Origin of the sequence: Ferrimonas aestuarii, assembly GCF_005116665.1 — a bacterium.
GTDB lineage: Bacteria > Pseudomonadota > Gammaproteobacteria > Enterobacterales > Shewanellaceae > Ferrimonas > Ferrimonas aestuarii.
This window is the reverse complement of the sequence record NZ_SWCJ01000002.1, coordinates 441,835-456,719: the sequence shown is the minus strand read 5'-3', so window position 1 is coordinate 456,719 and position 14,885 is coordinate 441,835. Positions and strand designations below refer to the sequence as shown.

Below are 14,885 nucleotides of genomic sequence, written 5' to 3'. Positions count from 1 at the left end.
TCCCACTCTCCCGTCGGACTCAATGCATCAGTGAGTCCGGCTCTACGCCCAACTCGGCAAGTTGGCGGCTTAGCTTATGGCTGTGGCCGTCAACGTATAGTCGCTGCCAGATTCGCTGTCCGCTGCGTTTGTGCCTTTCAATTAACTGCTTTGCTAACTGCTGCTGGAGTAGTGAGCGATAGGACAGTACCCCAGAAGTCAGCCAACGGCTGTCGCCACGCCAGCTGAACCAAGGGGAGGGCGCATCAACATTGAGATTATCTGCAAACAACTGGCTTTGCAGCTCCAGCAACTGAGCTTCGTTGGCAAATGGGGTTGACCACATGGCCAGCGCCAATTCAGCCTGGAACACCTTATAGGCGCTGACTTGATAAGGGGGAGGGGAGATGAGCTTTAATGATCGCATCCAGCTTGCCTCGAACGCCAGCATTTGACCTATGGATTTGGGCAAACCAATAAGATCCGGTTCGATCTCCGTCTCTTCCACTCCGTGACCGGCCAGTGTCCACAACCCTTGGCTTAGGTTGCCAAATAGCTCTTGAACATGGCGGTGGCGCCAATTGACGCGCTCCCTGACGCCAATGGTGATGTCGCCAAAGTAGTAGCTTACCCGATTGTGGGTGGCCACGGTGAGTCGGTGGCGCGGCTCGGTATACAGGTGTACGTAACCCAGAAAACGCTTGTCGTCCCAGATCTGCCACGTGTGTTTATCGACCGATTTGACCGACAACCCAAACCAGTCAGATAACAGAGTTAAGCTCTGTTTTGCCAAGGTCATGGGGGCGACATCAAAATAGTCGCCATGGTGATGGTCTCCCCAAGGTAGGCGCCGTTCAAGGGGATCAAGTCGCCCTAAAAATTGGCTGACTTTGGCCGGTGAATTAAGATAGGCGCTCTGCAACTCTTCATCAGCGACACTGGCGAAACCGTTAGACTGCGCGTGATTTTGATTTTGCTTTAATACCAACAGCGCCGCATCGCTGGCATCGTTTCCGCCTCGGTTTTGCCACGCCAGCCACACACTTTGCCGGCACTGTGTCTGCTGGCCACGGTAGAGGTAGCGACCCACGTCGGAACGGGACAGAGACAGGATGTCGCTGTTTAGCTGCGCCGACGTTTGGCAGTGGGGAGCCAAGCGAATTTTTCTTGGCCGATTCACCAGCGCCAGATAGCTGGTGTTGTCGGCCAGCAATTTGGGATCAGGCAGCGGCGTAGTTGGGTGCAGCTGCTGTTTGACCCAAATGAGGCATTGACTGGAATCGATATCAAGCTGTGGGTTACTACTGAGGTGGTCTTGAAGGGCTAATAATATCGAGCGGCGGCGATCATCAAGTTTTTTGCTGATCACGGGGGGAGGAACTTGGGCCAAGCAGTGCTCAAGGCCAATACCGGCCTTGGCACTGAAACTGAAGACTAGCGCCAGCAGTAAACTGCCATTAAGCCAATTGGCTGTCACGCTGGAACCACTCTTTCGACCGTTGAACACGGGTCTCTACGTCGACCGGATGCTCTGGCAGAGACTCGATCTTCTGCAGGCGAGGCAATAACCCCTCGCCGTTGGCAATCTGAATCGCCAGCCCTGGCCGAGCATTAAGCTCAAGCAGCAGAGGCCCTCGTTCGGTATCCAGCACCATGTCGGTACCCAGATAACCGAGTCCAGACATCTCGTAGCAACCCGCCGCCAATGTCAGTAGCCGATCCCAGTGGGGTACCTTCATTAGCTTAAGCTCTTTGTTGGTGTCCGGATGGTGGGTCACTGGCCGGTCAAATTGCACCGCGTGCAGCGCCTTGCCGGTGGCGATGTCGATACCAACGCCCACAGCGCCTTGGTGCAAGTTGGCCTTGCCATCAGACGCTGCCGTAGACAGGCGCAACATACCCATTACCGGGTAGCCCTTGAACACGATCAGGCGAATGTCCGGCACCCCTTCATAGGAGAAGCCGTCAAACACCGGATCGAACTGGATCAGTGCTTCAATCACCGCGACGTCGTTTTTGCCGCCGAGGCTGAATAGGCCTGCCAGCACGTTGGAGACATGGCGTTCCATCTCCAGTAGGGTGACCTCCTCTCCAGAGGGCTTAAAGTAGCGACCGTCACTGACTTTGGTGATCACCAAGATGCCTTTGCCACCAGAGCCTTGAGCAGGCTTAATGCAAAAGCCGCTCAAGCCACGGATGCGATTGGGTAGGTCTTTGAGCTCGTGCTGCTCGCCGATCACCGACACCAAACTTGGGGTATCAATTCCCCCTTTAAGGGCGATCTGCTTGGTGCGCAGTTTGTCATCCACCAATTTGTACAGTCGGCGAGGGTTATAACGGCCGATGTAGGAGATGTTTCGCTTGTTCATCCCCATTACGCCTTTGGCGGCCAGTTGAGACGGGCGACAAAACTCCATCAGTCGTCTCCCGCCAATGGCTTAAAGCGGCGCAATTCCAAAAGACGATAGCCGGTGTATTGGCCCATCATCAGCACCATGGCCAGAATCACCAAGTGAATGCCTAGGAAGTTAAATACCCAGTGCTGGATCAGAGGTGACACCATAAATAGGTAGGTGATAGTAGCAACCAATAGACTGCCGCCACCTTGAACCGCCACCTCTTTCGGGCCTTCCTCCTCCCACAAAATTGACATCCGCTCAATGGTCCAAGCCAAGATGATCATCGGGAAGAAGGTGATGGTGAGACCTTCGGTTAAGCCTAGGTTGTATGCCAATACGGTAAAGCCTGCGATGATGCCGAGCACTACGATCACCACCGCGGATATTCGCGATATCAGCAATAGGTTGAGGTTAGACAGGTAACCTCGAATGTACAGGCCCACCGACACAATCAGCAGGAAGCCAACCAGGCCAGTTAATAGCGTGGTTTGAATAAAGGCCAGAGCGATCAGAACCGGCATGAAGGTCCCTGAGGTTTTCAGGCCGATCAGCACTCGAAGGAACACCACCACCAAAACGCCAACGGGAACCAGCATCAAACCGCGAATCAGGCTCTGCTCTTCCAATGGCAGGGAGTACAGCGAGAACGAACTGGCACCTTTGGTGGCCATCATGTCCAGCGCGGTGGCCAGAGCAGGGCGGGTGTCTTCGATAATGGAGAAACTTACTTGAGAGTTCGTGGCACCGGTGATGTCCAGCACCGAGGTGCTGGTGCGCTGCCAGATTAACCAATTGGCTTGACGGCCTGCATTGCCGGTTTGTGGATCAAACAGATGCCATTGGCCTTGGTCGTACACTTCAACCACATCAAACAGCGCCTGACGACGGCGACCGTCTTCCAATTTCAGCACATGGCTGACGCGGGCAGGGATCTTAGCCGCATGCATCAGGCGCACCATCAACTCGCTTTTGGGGTAGTGGCTGAGCAGCAGGGCGATGTTTTGCGCTTGCTCAGAATCGCTGATCATGGAGGCGATCTGCTGAGCATAGGAGAGGTTGGTGGCACTGCGATCCCAGGCGGTATCGATGATCGCTGAGGCGGCGGTTTCTGCCCCTTCAGGCCAAGTCTCTTCCGGTGGCAGCGTGGGAACGCGGTCGTCCATCAACGCCGCAGAATCTCCGGCCACAAGGTTTGCGGTGTAGTACAGCTCTTGTTTACCCAACACATCCCGTTTGGTCCAAACGGCGCGACGGGCGTTGGCTTGCTGGTTTACTTCAAGGCCATAACCCGGTGAGGCCGCATTTTCAGACAGCAGCTCAAAGTTGGGGTCTTCCGGTAGGGTTAAAGACGCCTCCACTGGCTCACCGATGGCGGTAAAGGTCACCTTGGCTTCGACGGTCCAGTTGGTGGTTTGATCTCCAGGCAGCAGAGGAATGCCGTCAACCAAGTGGCGATAAATCGAGCTGCCAAACCCGACGGTCAGCAGCACAAAAATTACAAATAGAAAGGGTTTTCTCGATGCCATCTACTTGGCTCCGTTTTGGCCGTTGGTCGCGCTTTGGACGTATTGCTGGCTTACGTCAACCACGGCAATGTCTTTGATAAATTTACGACCCAGCAGCAGTGGGTACTCTAAGTGACTGCGATCATTAAGGTTGAGTTCCGTGTCGGCGTGATAATCGCCAATAGACAGGCGCACTTTGATCACTGGACGGCGCTGAGGTTCGCCACTGGTGCCTTTCTTAATCTGCACAAAGCGCACCACTGGCGCCTCAACGGTGCGAGGGCCAAGATCCGGCTGATTGCGATCCATCACTTCAAAGCGAGCCCACTGATTGCCATCGCGCTCAAACAAAATGATGTTACCCGCATCCAGCGAGGAGGACGCGGCACCGGTATCTACCCGAGTGTCAAACTCAAAGCCAACCTCTTCAATGGTGACTTTTTCCACTTCGCCAAACACCAGTTTGTCATGCAGTGGGCAGCTTTGCTCTACCTCTGGGCATTGAATCACCGGCAGGTCTTTCGCTTCCGACAGCACAATCACCTGTCGGCTGAGCGCAGCGACGTCTTCGTTGAGTTTATCCAGCTTGTCTGCCTGGAGCTGTTGGCGCTCGGCGGTCAACGCGGCGCTTTCTCCAACGCTATTGATGGCGCTGATGGCCTGTTGGTGTTGCTTGGCCAAGAGTGAGCTCAAGGCGGGCTCTTGGGTTGGCGCAGGCGTTTGCGGTTGCTGGGTGAGGGCGCAGCCGCTCAAACTAATTAGCGCGCTGGCAAGTACAAAATGGCGTAAAGACATCAATCGTTTACCCTTGAGTTTGGTTCGTGTGAATCGCATCTATTTAGTGGCTACCAGTATGGCACGTCTTGGGGCCGGATGTCCCTCAACAGTTTTGCTCGGATCTTGCGGATCTAGATAGTCTTTTAGGGAATGCCAGGTCATCCATTCGGTGGAACGCTGCTCCCCCAATTCGGTATTGGCTTCATCGACAATGCGCACGTCCTTGAAGTCGCATTTTTCAAGCCACAGCTTTAGGGCTTTAGCCGATGGCAGGAACCAGCAATTATTCATCTGTTGATAGCGCCCCTCTGGAACCAACACCGTTTGCTCGTCACCTTCCACCACAAGGGTTTCCAGAACCAATTCGCCGCCTTTATTCAGCTGATCTTTTAGCTGCATCAAGTGGTCGATAGGGGAGGTGCGGTGGTAGAGCACACCCATGGAAAACACGGTATCAAAGGCGCGAAGTGGCGGCAGCTCCTGAATCCCCAAGGGTAACAGGTGGATACTATCCGGATTGCCAGCTAGATGCTTAACCGCATTAAATTGGGTTAGGAACAGCGCCGATGGATCAACGCCAATCACCAACTCGGCCTCTTCACCGAGCATGCGCCACATGTGGTAGCCGCTGCCACAGCCCACATCCAATACGGTTCGACCTTTTAAGGGGCTGATGTGTGGCAACAAGCGATCCCATTTCCAATCGCTGCGCCACTCGGTATCGATGTGGACGCCATGCAGATGAAATGGGCCTTTGCGCCACGGGTGTAAACACTTCAACAGGTTTTCAAGTTTTTGGGCGCCGCCATTAAATTCTTGGCTACCGTCACCAATCATCACCTGTGTTTTCAGGTCGATGACGTTGGCCTCCACCTTTGGCAGTTTGGCGATGACCCGTTCCCATTTGGGGAAGTCACCGTGGGTGTGCAGTTTGCGCCACTGGGCTAACTGGCTTGGGCAGGTTTCAAGCCAGTGGCTGAGTTTGCTATCGGCGATGCGCTGATAGAACTGTTTGAAATCGATCATTTGATGGCCATCAAAGAGGTAAAGTTGAGGCTTTGGAACCAGCTGGAGTATTCGGTGAAGCCCGCTTGGGCAAAGCGCTGATAATGCTGCTGCTTGCTGTCTGGTTTCATCACGTTCTCAAGGGCGGTGCGCTTCTGGCTGATCTCCAGTTCGCTGTAGCCGTTGGCCCGTTTAAAGTCCAGATGCATGTCGTCGATGAGCTTGTGCAGTTTGTCGCCTTCAAAGCGAAGTTTTTCGGAGACGATGAGCACCCCACCTAGAACTAAGCCTTTATAAATCTTAGCGATTAAAGACGCACGATCTTCTGGTGGAAGAAATTGTAACGTAAAGTTAAGCACCACCATTGAGGCGTTGTTGATCTCAACATCGCGAATGTCGCCACACACCAACTCAACTGGAGTTGGGCTGACAAAGGCGTTCAGGTGCTCTTGGGCGCGCTTGATCATCGCTTGTGAGTTATCCACGGCGATGATGCGGCAACCTTGATCGCTTAAGTGGCGGCGCATCGATAACGTCGCGGCGCCCAGTGAACAGCCTAAGTCATACAGCTGGGTGTTGGGCTTGGCCACTCGCTGGCAGATGTTGCCAATGCCATCGACGATGGCACCATAGCCAGGAATGGAGCGGCTGATCATATCTGGGAAGACCGACACCACTTGCTCATTGAAGCTAAAGTCTTGAATATCTTGCTGAGGTGTCGCAAAAATTTTGTCTTGATTCGGCATGGTAACAGGATCTCTTCGCATGAACCGGCGATTGTAGTGATCGTCTCTTGCCTCAGCAAGTCGAGGCCAACTATCTATAGAATTTCAGGCACTTTGTGGTCAAATTGTCGCCAAGCGGCGCATAACTGAGCATCTACCTCAGATATGGGCGTGGCATCGCTTCTTATAGCGGTAACTTTTCTTTATACTCTGGCCTTTGCCAAATTATTTCAGTATGGATGCCCAGCCTCAACTTGGCGACATGGCGTTCGTACCTCAGCAACTTTAGATAGGATCAGTCAATGCGCAGCCATTACAGTGGACTCGTTACTGAAGCCCAGGTGGGCCAAGAAGTTACCCTAGTGGGTTGGGTTAACCGTCGCCGCGATTTAGGCGGCGTAGTATTTTTGGATCTTCGTGACCGCGAAGGCATCGTTCAGGTGGTTTACGATCCTGACCTGCCAGAAGTGTTCGAAGTGGCTTCCAGCCTGCGTAACGAGTTTTGCGTACAGGTAAAAGGTTTGGTTCGTGCTCGTCCTGATAGCCAGGTGAACAAGAACATGACCACTGGTGGCATTGAGGTTCTGGGTAAAGAGTTGACCATCCTGAATAAGGCTGCGCCACTGCCAATCGATTTCAACACCGATGTTAGCGAAGAGCAGCGCCTGAAATACCGCTACTTGGATCTGCGCCGTCCTGAGATGACTGAGCGCATGTTGTTCCGCTCTAAGGTGACCTCTGAAGTTCGCCGCTTTATGGATGACGCCGGTTTCCTCGATGTGGAAACCCCAATTCTGACCAAGGCCACCCCAGAAGGCGCCCGTGACTACTTGGTACCAAGCCGTACTCACAAAGGTGAGTTTTTCGCACTGCCACAGTCACCGCAGATCTTTAAGCAGTTGCTGATGATGTCTGGAATGGATAAGTACTACCAGATCGTAAAGTGCTTCCGTGACGAAGACCTGCGCGCCGACCGTCAGCCTGAGTTCACCCAGATTGATATTGAAACCTCCTTTATGTCTGCTGAGCAGGTGATGGCGACCACCGAGTCGATGATCCGCACTCTGTTCAAGAAGATGCTGGACGTGGACTTGCCAGAATTCCCACACATGACCTACGCCGATGCCATGCGTCGATTTGGTTCTGATAAGCCGGATCTGCGTAACCCGCTGGAGCTGGTTGACGTTGCAGACATCTTAAAAGACGTTGAATTCAAAGTATTCAATGGCCCTGCAAATGATCCAGAAGGCCGTGTTGCGACTCTGCGCATTCCAGGCGGTGCGTCACTGTCTCGTAAGCAGATTGACGACTACACCAAGTTCGTCGGCATCTACGGTGCCAAAGGTCTGGCGTGGGTTAAAGTAAACGAAGCCGGTAAGGGCATTGAAGGCGTTCAATCGCCAGTGGCTAAGTTCCTGAGCGACGACATCATCAACGCCATTGTTGAGCGCAATGGCGCCGAAGCCGGTGACATCATCCTGTTTGGCGCTGATAGCTACAACGTGGTAACCGATGCCATGGGCGCACTGCGTCTGAAGGCCGGTGAAGACTTTGGTTTGACCGTCGATGAGTGGAAGCCACTGTGGGTAGTCGACTTCCCAATGTTCGAAAAGGCCGACGGCCGTTTCCACGCATTGCACCACCCATTTACCGCACCGCGCAACATGACGCCTGCTGAGCTGGAAGCCAACCCAGGCACTGCCATCTCCGATGCATACGACATGGTACTGAACGGCGTAGAGCTGGGCGGTGGTTCTGTGCGTATCCACGATCAAGAGATGCAAGCCACGGCGTTCCGCATTTTGGGCATCAGCGATGAAGAAGCGCAGCTGAAGTTCGGCTTCCTGCTGGAAGCATTGCGCTACGGTGCGCCACCGCACGCGGGCTTGGCCTTCGGTTTGGACCGTTTGGTGATGCTGATGACCGGTGCCAGCTCGATTCGTGACGTGATGGCCTTCCCTAAGACCACCACCGCCGCTTGCCCGTTGACTGACGCACCAAGCCCAGCAAATCCAGAGGTACTGGCAGAACTGGCCATCGACCTGGCGAAGCAGGAAAGCAGCAACGACGGCGAATAAGCCAAACGCTTGCAACCAAAGCTGCCTACGGGCAGCTTTGTTGTTTAAAGGAGAGAGGAGAACCTAGTTATGGCCGGTCACAGTAAATGGTCCAACATTAAGCATCGCAAGGCCGCTCAGGATGCCAAACGAGGCAAGATTTTTACCAAACTGATCCGCGAGCTCACCGTAGCCTCTCGAGAGGGCGGTTCCGATCCTGATTCCAACCCACGGCTGCGCGCCGCCATCGATAAGTCGCTGTCTAATAACATGACTCGCGACACCATCGATCGTGCCGTTAAACGCGGCAGTGGCGAGCTCGATGGCCAGGTGCTAGAAACCATCATCTATGAAGGTTACGGGCCAGGCGGCACCGCCGTAATGGTGGAAACCATGACCGATAACCGCAACCGCACCGTGTCTGGGGTTCGCAGCGCTTTTACCAAATCTGGTGGCAACTTAGGCACCGACGGTTCGGTCTCCTACCTGTTTGAGAAAAAAGGCGTGATCTCTTACGGCGAAGGCACTGATGAAGAGCTGGTGATGGACGCGGCGCTGGAAGCCGGTGCCGATGATGTGGAAACTCACGACGATGGCAGCATCGACGTGTACACCACACCAGAAGAGTTTGGCGCAGTCAAAGATGCCTTGGATGCAGCCGGCTTGACCTCCTTGAACGCTGAAGTCACTCAAGTGCCGTCAACCAAGGCGGAGCTCGATGTTGCCACCGCACCTAAGTTCCTGCGTCTGGTAGACGTTTTGGAAGATCACGACGACGTGCAAGAGGTGTATCACAACGCCGACATTAGCGACGACGTGATGGCCCAGCTGGATTGATATGACCATTATTTTAGGGATCGACCCTGGCTCGCGGGTAACCGGATACGGGGTGATCAAAAAAGTGGGGCGCACCCACACCTACCTTGGCAGCGGCTGCATTCGTACCCCAGATGGCGATCTGCCGCCTCGGCTTAAGTGCGTCTATGACGGCGTAAGTGAACTGATTCGGCAGTTTCAGCCGGACGAGTTTGCCATTGAACGGGTTTTCATGGCCAAAAATGCTGACTCCGCATTAAAGCTGGGCCAGGCGAGGGGCGTGGCCATTGTGGCCGCCACCAATGCCGAGCTGCCTGTGTGCGAGTACAGCCCGACGGAAATCAAAAAAGCGGTAGTGGGTACCGGTGGTGCCGACAAAAGTCAGGTGCAACACATGGTTAAGCACATATTGAAGCTGCCTGCGGTGCCCCAAGCGGATGCCGCCGATGCACTGGCCATTGCCCTATGTCATAGTCATACTCGTGAAGCCATGGTTGCCATGGCGGGCAAAGCCACCGCGCGAATTCGCGGTAGGCTGCGTTAACATGATGCATCACATACAAAATTAGAACGACAACCAAAAACAGAGCAAAAAGGTACACAAGGTGATTGGACGTTTAAGCGGAACCCTTATTGAAAAGCAGGCACCGGAAGTGCTGATCGACTGCGGCGGCGTAGGTTATGAAGTGCAGCTACCGATGACCAGCTTTTATCAGCTGCCAGCAGAAGGCGAGCCTTGCACCTTGTCTATTCACTTCGTGGTTCGTGAAGATGCGCAGCTGCTGTATGGCTTTGCCAGTAAACAGGAGCGGGCGCTGTTTCGAGAGCTGATTAAAACCAACGGCATCGGTCCCAAAATGGCGCTGGCCATTCTCTCAGGCATGTCAGCGGAGCAGTTTGTACAGGCGGTACAACGCGATGACATCACCAGCATTACCAAAGTGCCAGGAGTGGGCAAAAAGACCGCCGAACGCTTGGTGGTTGAAATGCGCGATCGCATGAACAAGTTTGCCGCAACCTTAGCGACGCCGAGTGCCGATGCCTTTGCCTTGGGTAATCCTGTGGAGAATACCTACATCACCGCTCCGGACGCCAAAGAGGATGCCATTGCCGCCCTTGAAGCACTGGGCTACAAAGCCACCGTGGCTAAAAAGACCGTTGATAAAGTACACTCAGCCGGTGCCACCTCCGAGCAGCTGATTAAAGACGCCCTGAAAGCGATGATGTAAGTTGATGCTGATGACCCTAAATGGCACGTGCCAAGGCAAATAGATCGAACAGAGAGTAAGAAGAGACACCATGATTGAAGCGGATCGCCTCATTGCCCCACAAGAGCAAGATAGCCAAGAGTCGGTTATTGACCGTGCCATGCGCCCGAAAATGCTCACGGACTATACCGGCCAGAAAGAGGCTCGCGGCCAGTTAGAGATCTTCATCGCAGCGGCGCGCAATCGTGGCGAGGCGCTGGATCATACGCTGATTTTTGGCCCGCCGGGACTTGGAAAAACCACCCTCGCCAACATCATCGCCAACGAGATGGATGCCAGTATTAAGTCTACCTCTGGCCCTGTGCTCGAAAAAGCGGGCGATTTGGCGGCGATGCTTACTAACCTTGAAGCCAATGATGTGTTATTCATCGATGAGATCCATCGACTGAGCCCCGCAGTTGAAGAGATCCTCTATTCCGCAATGGAGGATTACCAGTTGGACATCATGATTGGTGAAGGCCCGGCGGCGCGTTCCATTAAGTTGGATCTGCCTCCTTTTACCCTCATTGGTGCCACCACCCGCGCTGGCGCACTGACTTCGCCCCTGCGTGCCCGTTTTGGCATTCCGCTGCGACTGGAGTTCTACAATGTGGCCGACTTGACCACCATCGTGACTCGCAGTGCCGCCGTATTGAACTTGAACATTGATGAGCAAGGAGCCGTTGAAGTGGCTCGTCGTAGCCGCGGCACGCCCCGTATTGCCAATCGACTGCTGCGCCGCGTCCGTGATTTTGCCGAAGTGAAATATGAAGGGGAGATCAACGCTAAGGTCGCGGAGGAAGCCTTAGGGGTATTGGATGTCGACAGTGAAGGCTTTGATTTTCTTGATAGAAAGCTGCTGATGTCAATCATCGACAAGTTTGGCGGTGGTCCAGTTGGCTTGGATAACTTAGCGGCAGCCATCGGCGAAGAGAAGGAAACCATCGAAGATGTGATTGAACCCTTCTTGATTCAACAAGGGTTTATTCAGCGTACCCATCGCGGCCGCGTGGCGACAGATAAAACCTACCTTCACTTTGGCCTGTCTAAAGCCGAGTAGAGTCATTGATAGAATTTTGATTGAAATCCCGCCTAAGTGGCGGGATTTTTGTGCGAGATCTCTTACGTAAAGCCGGGCCTTCGGATGTTGAATTGGCGAGATATGTTCTTGATAATCTACTGATATATCGTCAATTTTTTAAGATTTTGCCAAGCACAGCCAAAGTGATGGGCGGAGCTATATCTGCCGATTTTCATTTTGAAATGAAACAGCCCAAAATTAGGGCGTTACAGCGATAGCAGTCACTAATGTTTATCTGGCTGGCCGCTAAGTAGAGACAGTGGGCTGGTTACACCATCTGCTCCCATTTGCAGAACATGCGTATAGATTTGGGTCGTTCTGACGTCGGTGTGGCCCAATTGAGCTTGGATTGTGCGTATGTCGGCTCCTCGTTGTAATAAGTGTGTCGCAAACGAATGACGTAGGGTATGGCAGGTGACGCTTTTCTCTATCTGTGCGCAGTGCCTTGCAGTGGTTATCGCTTTTCGTAATGCCGAAGGGTGTATGTGGTGGCGTTTTAGTTCTTTAGCGACTTTATCGAAACTAAGGCGCGACGATGGAAACAGATATTGCCAGTTGGGATCGGTTGGTGCCCTAGGGTATTTTTTCGATAATCCAAAAGGCATGGAGACACCGCGAAACTCTGAGTTGTTTAAGTCTTGCTTTAATAACTCAATACTGAAGTTGATGTGGTTTTCCAGTATTGGAAACAGCTCTCTAGCCAGAGTGACTCTGCGGTGTTTGCCGCCTTTGGCATCCCACACTTCGATGCCTGCGTAGTCAAAATCTATGTCCTTTACTCGTAGCCTAATGACCTCACTTTTTCTTAGGCCGCTGCCGTACATCAGCTGCGCCATGGTGAGATAGGGCGGTTTGAGGCAACTCAGTAAATCCAGTATTTCGTTTGGCAATAAAACCGTAGGCAGTTTGCGATTGGCTTTTGATTGTTGAAATTGCAGTTGTAGCCCCAGCGGTTTATCCAGAATCTCTTTGTAAAGGAACGAAAGGGCGTTGAGTACCAGCGCTTGAGTTCGGGGAGCCACGCCTTTTTCTACACTCAAGTAGGTCAAAAAGCGCTCTACGTCATCATCACCCAGCTGCTTTGGGTGACGTTTATTGTTAAAGACGATGTAGTACTTAATCCAGTGTTGATAGGTTTTGACGGTATTGGGTCGATATCGACGTAGGAGCATCTGCTCCTCGACATAGTCCAAGAACGGTGAAGACATCAAAACCTCCCAACCCAAAACAACTGTATGGATATACAGTTTAAGCGTAATCCGCCTTTCCGCAAGTCAAATGCCGCTTTTACTATAGAATGCGGAATCATGAAAAATTTGAGAGCAATTTGTGGTGGGTTTTCTGGCAGTTAGCCGAAGCGTCAAAAAGCGGAAATTCGAGCAAAGCGGATTTATAAGAATTTGAAAGGCGGATTTTTTCCGCATAATAAGCTGTTAGGCGACAGGAGGTTAAATGGTAACAGTTATTCCAATCATATCTGTAGTAATTGGTATCTTACTAGGTGCTGTGATTAGCTTTATTTCATTCCAATATAAAGAGCGGAAGAGTTGTAGAGAACGGTTGAATAAATCACTATTTAATCTGTTGTCCGTGTGGGCCAGTATTGTAGTCAATAGTACAATACACTCAGATTTGCTCAAGGATGCTCTTGTTAATGCGCTAAAGCGAAAGTTTCCAAATGAAAGAATGCCAGACAACTTTACGGATGAACTGGCTAAAGGTTTACGTGGGATGTTTCCTGTGGTTGACCAACATGAGTTGTATAACAAGTATCATGCATCAGTTGAGTCATTGGCAGAAATCGATCCTCTATTAGCTTTTCAGTTATCAAACAACAAGTTTTTGATTGATTACCTCAAGACATTGCATGAATTCTCCTTAAAAGAAGAGTCTGATGAAAAGTCAGGCGTCTTTTTGGATAGTTTTTCAAGTTTTGCATATAAGGAGTCAATGCTTGAGTTCGAGAAGGATCTTCTTAAGTTATCCCGGTTACTGGGGAAAAAACAGGAGTGTGAAGTTAAGGAGCGGATCGCCAATAAAAAGAAAAAAATGACGAAGATTACCGATGCTGATATGGATGAATATGTAAGCCAAGTTTTCGACCCAGCGATTAAGAAAATCGTTGGTAGCACAAATGTCGCCTAACAAATTGCTTAAGAGTGACGGCTAACCTTTGGCACTTTTGGTTCGGTTGAGTTTAGTGATTACGGTGACTTTGCTTGGATTCAGTGGTGTTAGCCGCACCTTAGCAAGGCGTTATATCCCTCTGGAGAGATCAATGTATCATGAGGATCATTACATTTTTTATAATCTGGATAATAACTATGCCAACAATTAGTGAGGAAAGTCGTTACTTTGTTGCTGAGGGTCTCGAGGATGGAAATGTAGTTGTTTATAGGGCTCCTCAAAGTGTTCCTTCTGGGACATTGGAATCTACATACCCGACTTTAATAAATATCTATTGGCCCTTTGACTCAAATGATAGTGGGATGCCAAGTCCTGATATTAATGACCAACTAGCCTTGTTTGAGAATACAACTTCATCGCTCGATGCAGCGGGAATTTCTCATTTAATGCTAGTGGTGACAGGGAATGGTAGAAAAGAGTGGATTTGGTATGTCAATGATGTTGAATCATGGCTTGACCAATTCAACTCTCTTCTATCAGCGCATGATGTATTTCCAATAGAGTTAGAAATGGAAGTAGATGAAGACTGGTCGACGTATCACCAATTTATTGAAAGTACGAAGGGGATATAACAATGCACTGCAGGCGGATTTCAACCAGGTTGGCTGCGCTCGTGCCTCGCGGATTTTAGCCAACCAAGTTGCTCCCGCTGAGTGGGGCGTTATATAACCTGTGAGGGCATTATATGATTCTCATTGCAGTAGGATTAGCAGTGATCGCTACAGGTTTGATTATTGCTTTTATGTCTAGTCTTGTAGGCATCGGTGAACCAATACTCTCAGGAGAGGAAATTAATCAGATTTGGTTAGCGAGAGCCGAGTCTTCGGTTGAGTCATTCTATTCACCACCAGAGCGTACACTAATCTGCAACGTTCGACCGAATTTGAGGCCAGCAGTCTACCGAGGAGCGCCAGATTTAGAACGTTTAGATGCCGAAGAGGTGTCATTGTTCGACGCAGATAACGGTTTGCATGCAAGCGTACTGAATACCTCTTGCTGCTCTGTGAGAGAGTCAGTTGAAGGGTTATATAACAAGGCACTGCAGGCGGATTTCAACCAGGCTGGCTCTTGCTCGAGCCTCGCAGATTGTAGCCAGCCAGATTGCTC

At 51.6% G+C, this 14,885-nt stretch carries 14 protein-coding genes; 7 read left to right on the top strand and 7 right to left on the bottom strand.

What is annotated here, in order from left to right:
- Positions 1–19: 19 nt before the first annotated feature.
- From FCL42_RS04935 to cmoA, 6 genes are read right to left on the bottom strand one after another with little or no spacing between them, the layout of a single operon-like run.
- Positions 20–1,456 carry a hypothetical protein gene (locus tag FCL42_RS04935; RefSeq protein ID WP_136862267.1) on the bottom strand — a complete coding sequence of 479 codons (1,437 nt, stop codon included), beginning with the start codon at positions 1,454–1,456 and terminating at the stop codon, positions 20–22.
- A complete protein-coding gene (locus FCL42_RS04930; RefSeq protein WP_136862266.1) occupies positions 1,437–2,396 on the bottom strand; it encodes an alpha-L-glutamate ligase-like protein in 960 nt (319 codons plus the stop codon). The genes FCL42_RS04935 and FCL42_RS04930 overlap by 20 nt, the downstream gene beginning before the upstream one ends.
- Positions 2,396–3,904, bottom strand: coding sequence for an inactive transglutaminase family protein (locus FCL42_RS04925; RefSeq protein ID WP_136862265.1), 1,509 nt, complete (start codon positions 3,902–3,904; stop codon positions 2,396–2,398). Before FCL42_RS04925 ends, FCL42_RS04930 begins: the two co-directional genes overlap by 1 nt.
- Complete coding sequence (locus FCL42_RS04920; RefSeq protein WP_136862264.1) at positions 3,905–4,678, bottom strand: ATP-dependent zinc protease family protein; 774 nt, start codon at positions 4,676–4,678, stop codon at positions 3,905–3,907. It abuts the gene before it with no gap.
- A 39-nt stretch (positions 4,679–4,717) separates the two neighbouring features.
- Positions 4,718–5,686: a tRNA 5-methoxyuridine(34)/uridine 5-oxyacetic acid(34) synthase CmoB gene (gene cmoB, locus FCL42_RS04915; RefSeq protein ID WP_136862263.1), complete on the bottom strand. Its 969-nt coding sequence runs from the start codon at positions 5,684–5,686 to the stop codon at positions 4,718–4,720.
- Positions 5,683–6,411 carry a carboxy-S-adenosyl-L-methionine synthase CmoA gene (gene cmoA / locus FCL42_RS04910; protein ID WP_205729223.1) on the bottom strand — a complete coding sequence of 243 codons (729 nt, stop codon included), beginning with the start codon at positions 6,409–6,411 and terminating at the stop codon, positions 5,683–5,685. Before cmoA ends, cmoB begins: the two co-directional genes overlap by 4 nt.
- A 281-nt stretch (positions 6,412–6,692) precedes the next feature.
- On the opposite strand from cmoA, the gene aspS reads away from it, so the two are divergent.
- The 5 genes from aspS to ruvB all read left to right on the top strand — a co-directional run bounded on the left by aspS (position 6,693) and on the right by ruvB (position 11,570).
- On the top strand, positions 6,693–8,468 hold the full coding sequence (gene aspS / locus FCL42_RS04905) for an aspartate--tRNA ligase (RefSeq protein ID WP_136862261.1): 1,776 nt from the start codon (positions 6,693–6,695) through the stop codon (positions 8,466–8,468).
- A 69-nt stretch (positions 8,469–8,537) separates the two neighbouring features.
- Positions 8,538–9,284: a YebC/PmpR family DNA-binding transcriptional regulator gene (locus FCL42_RS04900; protein ID WP_136862260.1), complete on the top strand. Its 747-nt coding sequence runs from the start codon at positions 8,538–8,540 to the stop codon at positions 9,282–9,284.
- A gap of 1 nt (position 9,285) precedes the next feature.
- Positions 9,286–9,807 carry a crossover junction endodeoxyribonuclease RuvC gene (gene ruvC / locus FCL42_RS04895; protein WP_136862259.1) on the top strand — a complete coding sequence of 174 codons (522 nt, stop codon included), beginning with the start codon at positions 9,286–9,288 and terminating at the stop codon, positions 9,805–9,807.
- Between the two features lie 61 nt (positions 9,808–9,868).
- Positions 9,869–10,492, top strand: coding sequence for a Holliday junction branch migration protein RuvA (gene ruvA / locus FCL42_RS04890; RefSeq protein WP_136862258.1), 624 nt, complete (start codon positions 9,869–9,871; stop codon positions 10,490–10,492).
- A 70-nt stretch (positions 10,493–10,562) separates the two neighbouring features.
- Positions 10,563–11,570 (top strand): Holliday junction branch migration DNA helicase RuvB, encoded by a 1,008-nt coding sequence (ruvB, locus tag FCL42_RS04885; protein ID WP_136862257.1) that lies wholly within the window; start codon positions 10,563–10,565, stop codon positions 11,568–11,570.
- A 245-nt stretch (positions 11,571–11,815) separates the two neighbouring features.
- Here ruvB and FCL42_RS04880 read toward each other — a convergent pair whose 3' ends face one another.
- A complete protein-coding gene (locus FCL42_RS04880; protein ID WP_169308295.1) occupies positions 11,816–12,799 on the bottom strand; it encodes an integron integrase in 984 nt (327 codons plus the stop codon).
- Between the two features lie 244 nt (positions 12,800–13,043).
- On the opposite strand from FCL42_RS04880, the gene FCL42_RS04875 reads away from it, so the two are divergent.
- Positions 13,044–13,736 carry a hypothetical protein gene (locus tag FCL42_RS04875; protein WP_136862255.1) on the top strand — a complete coding sequence of 231 codons (693 nt, stop codon included), beginning with the start codon at positions 13,044–13,046 and terminating at the stop codon, positions 13,734–13,736.
- A gap of 179 nt (positions 13,737–13,915) precedes the next feature.
- On the top strand, positions 13,916–14,350 hold the full coding sequence (locus tag FCL42_RS04870; RefSeq protein ID WP_169308294.1) for a DUF695 domain-containing protein: 435 nt from the start codon (positions 13,916–13,918) through the stop codon (positions 14,348–14,350).
- The last annotated feature ends 535 nt before the right edge of the window (positions 14,351–14,885 follow it).

Excerpts from the sequence above, each read along its gene's own strand:
- ruvC (WP_136862259.1), top strand. The coding sequence starts at position 9,286 with ATGACCATTATTTTAGGGATCGACCCTGGCTCGCGGGTAACCGGATAC.
- aspS (WP_136862261.1), top strand. The coding sequence starts at position 6,693 with ATGCGCAGCCATTACAGTGGACTCGTTACTGAAGCCCAGGTGGGCCAA.
- FCL42_RS04900 (WP_136862260.1), top strand. The coding sequence starts at position 8,538 with ATGGCCGGTCACAGTAAATGGTCCAACATTAAGCATCGCAAGGCCGCT.
- FCL42_RS04925 (WP_136862265.1), bottom strand. The coding sequence starts at position 3,904 with ATGGCATCGAGAAAACCCTTTCTATTTGTAATTTTTGTGCTGCTGACC.
- FCL42_RS04920 (WP_136862264.1), bottom strand. The coding sequence starts at position 4,678 with ATGTCTTTACGCCATTTTGTACTTGCCAGCGCGCTAATTAGTTTGAGC.
- FCL42_RS04870 (WP_169308294.1), top strand. The coding sequence starts at position 13,916 with ATGCCAACAATTAGTGAGGAAAGTCGTTACTTTGTTGCTGAGGGTCTC.
- FCL42_RS04875 (WP_136862255.1), top strand. The coding sequence starts at position 13,044 with ATGGTAACAGTTATTCCAATCATATCTGTAGTAATTGGTATCTTACTA.
- ruvB (WP_136862257.1), top strand. The coding sequence starts at position 10,563 with ATGATTGAAGCGGATCGCCTCATTGCCCCACAAGAGCAAGATAGCCAA.
- cmoA (WP_205729223.1), bottom strand. The coding sequence starts at position 6,411 with ATGCCGAATCAAGACAAAATTTTTGCGACACCTCAGCAAGATATTCAA.
- cmoB (WP_136862263.1), bottom strand. The coding sequence starts at position 5,686 with ATGATCGATTTCAAACAGTTCTATCAGCGCATCGCCGATAGCAAACTC.
- FCL42_RS04880 (WP_169308295.1), bottom strand. The coding sequence starts at position 12,799 with ATGTCTTCACCGTTCTTGGACTATGTCGAGGAGCAGATGCTCCTACGT.
- FCL42_RS04930 (WP_136862266.1), bottom strand. The coding sequence starts at position 2,396 with ATGGAGTTTTGTCGCCCGTCTCAACTGGCCGCCAAAGGCGTAATGGGG.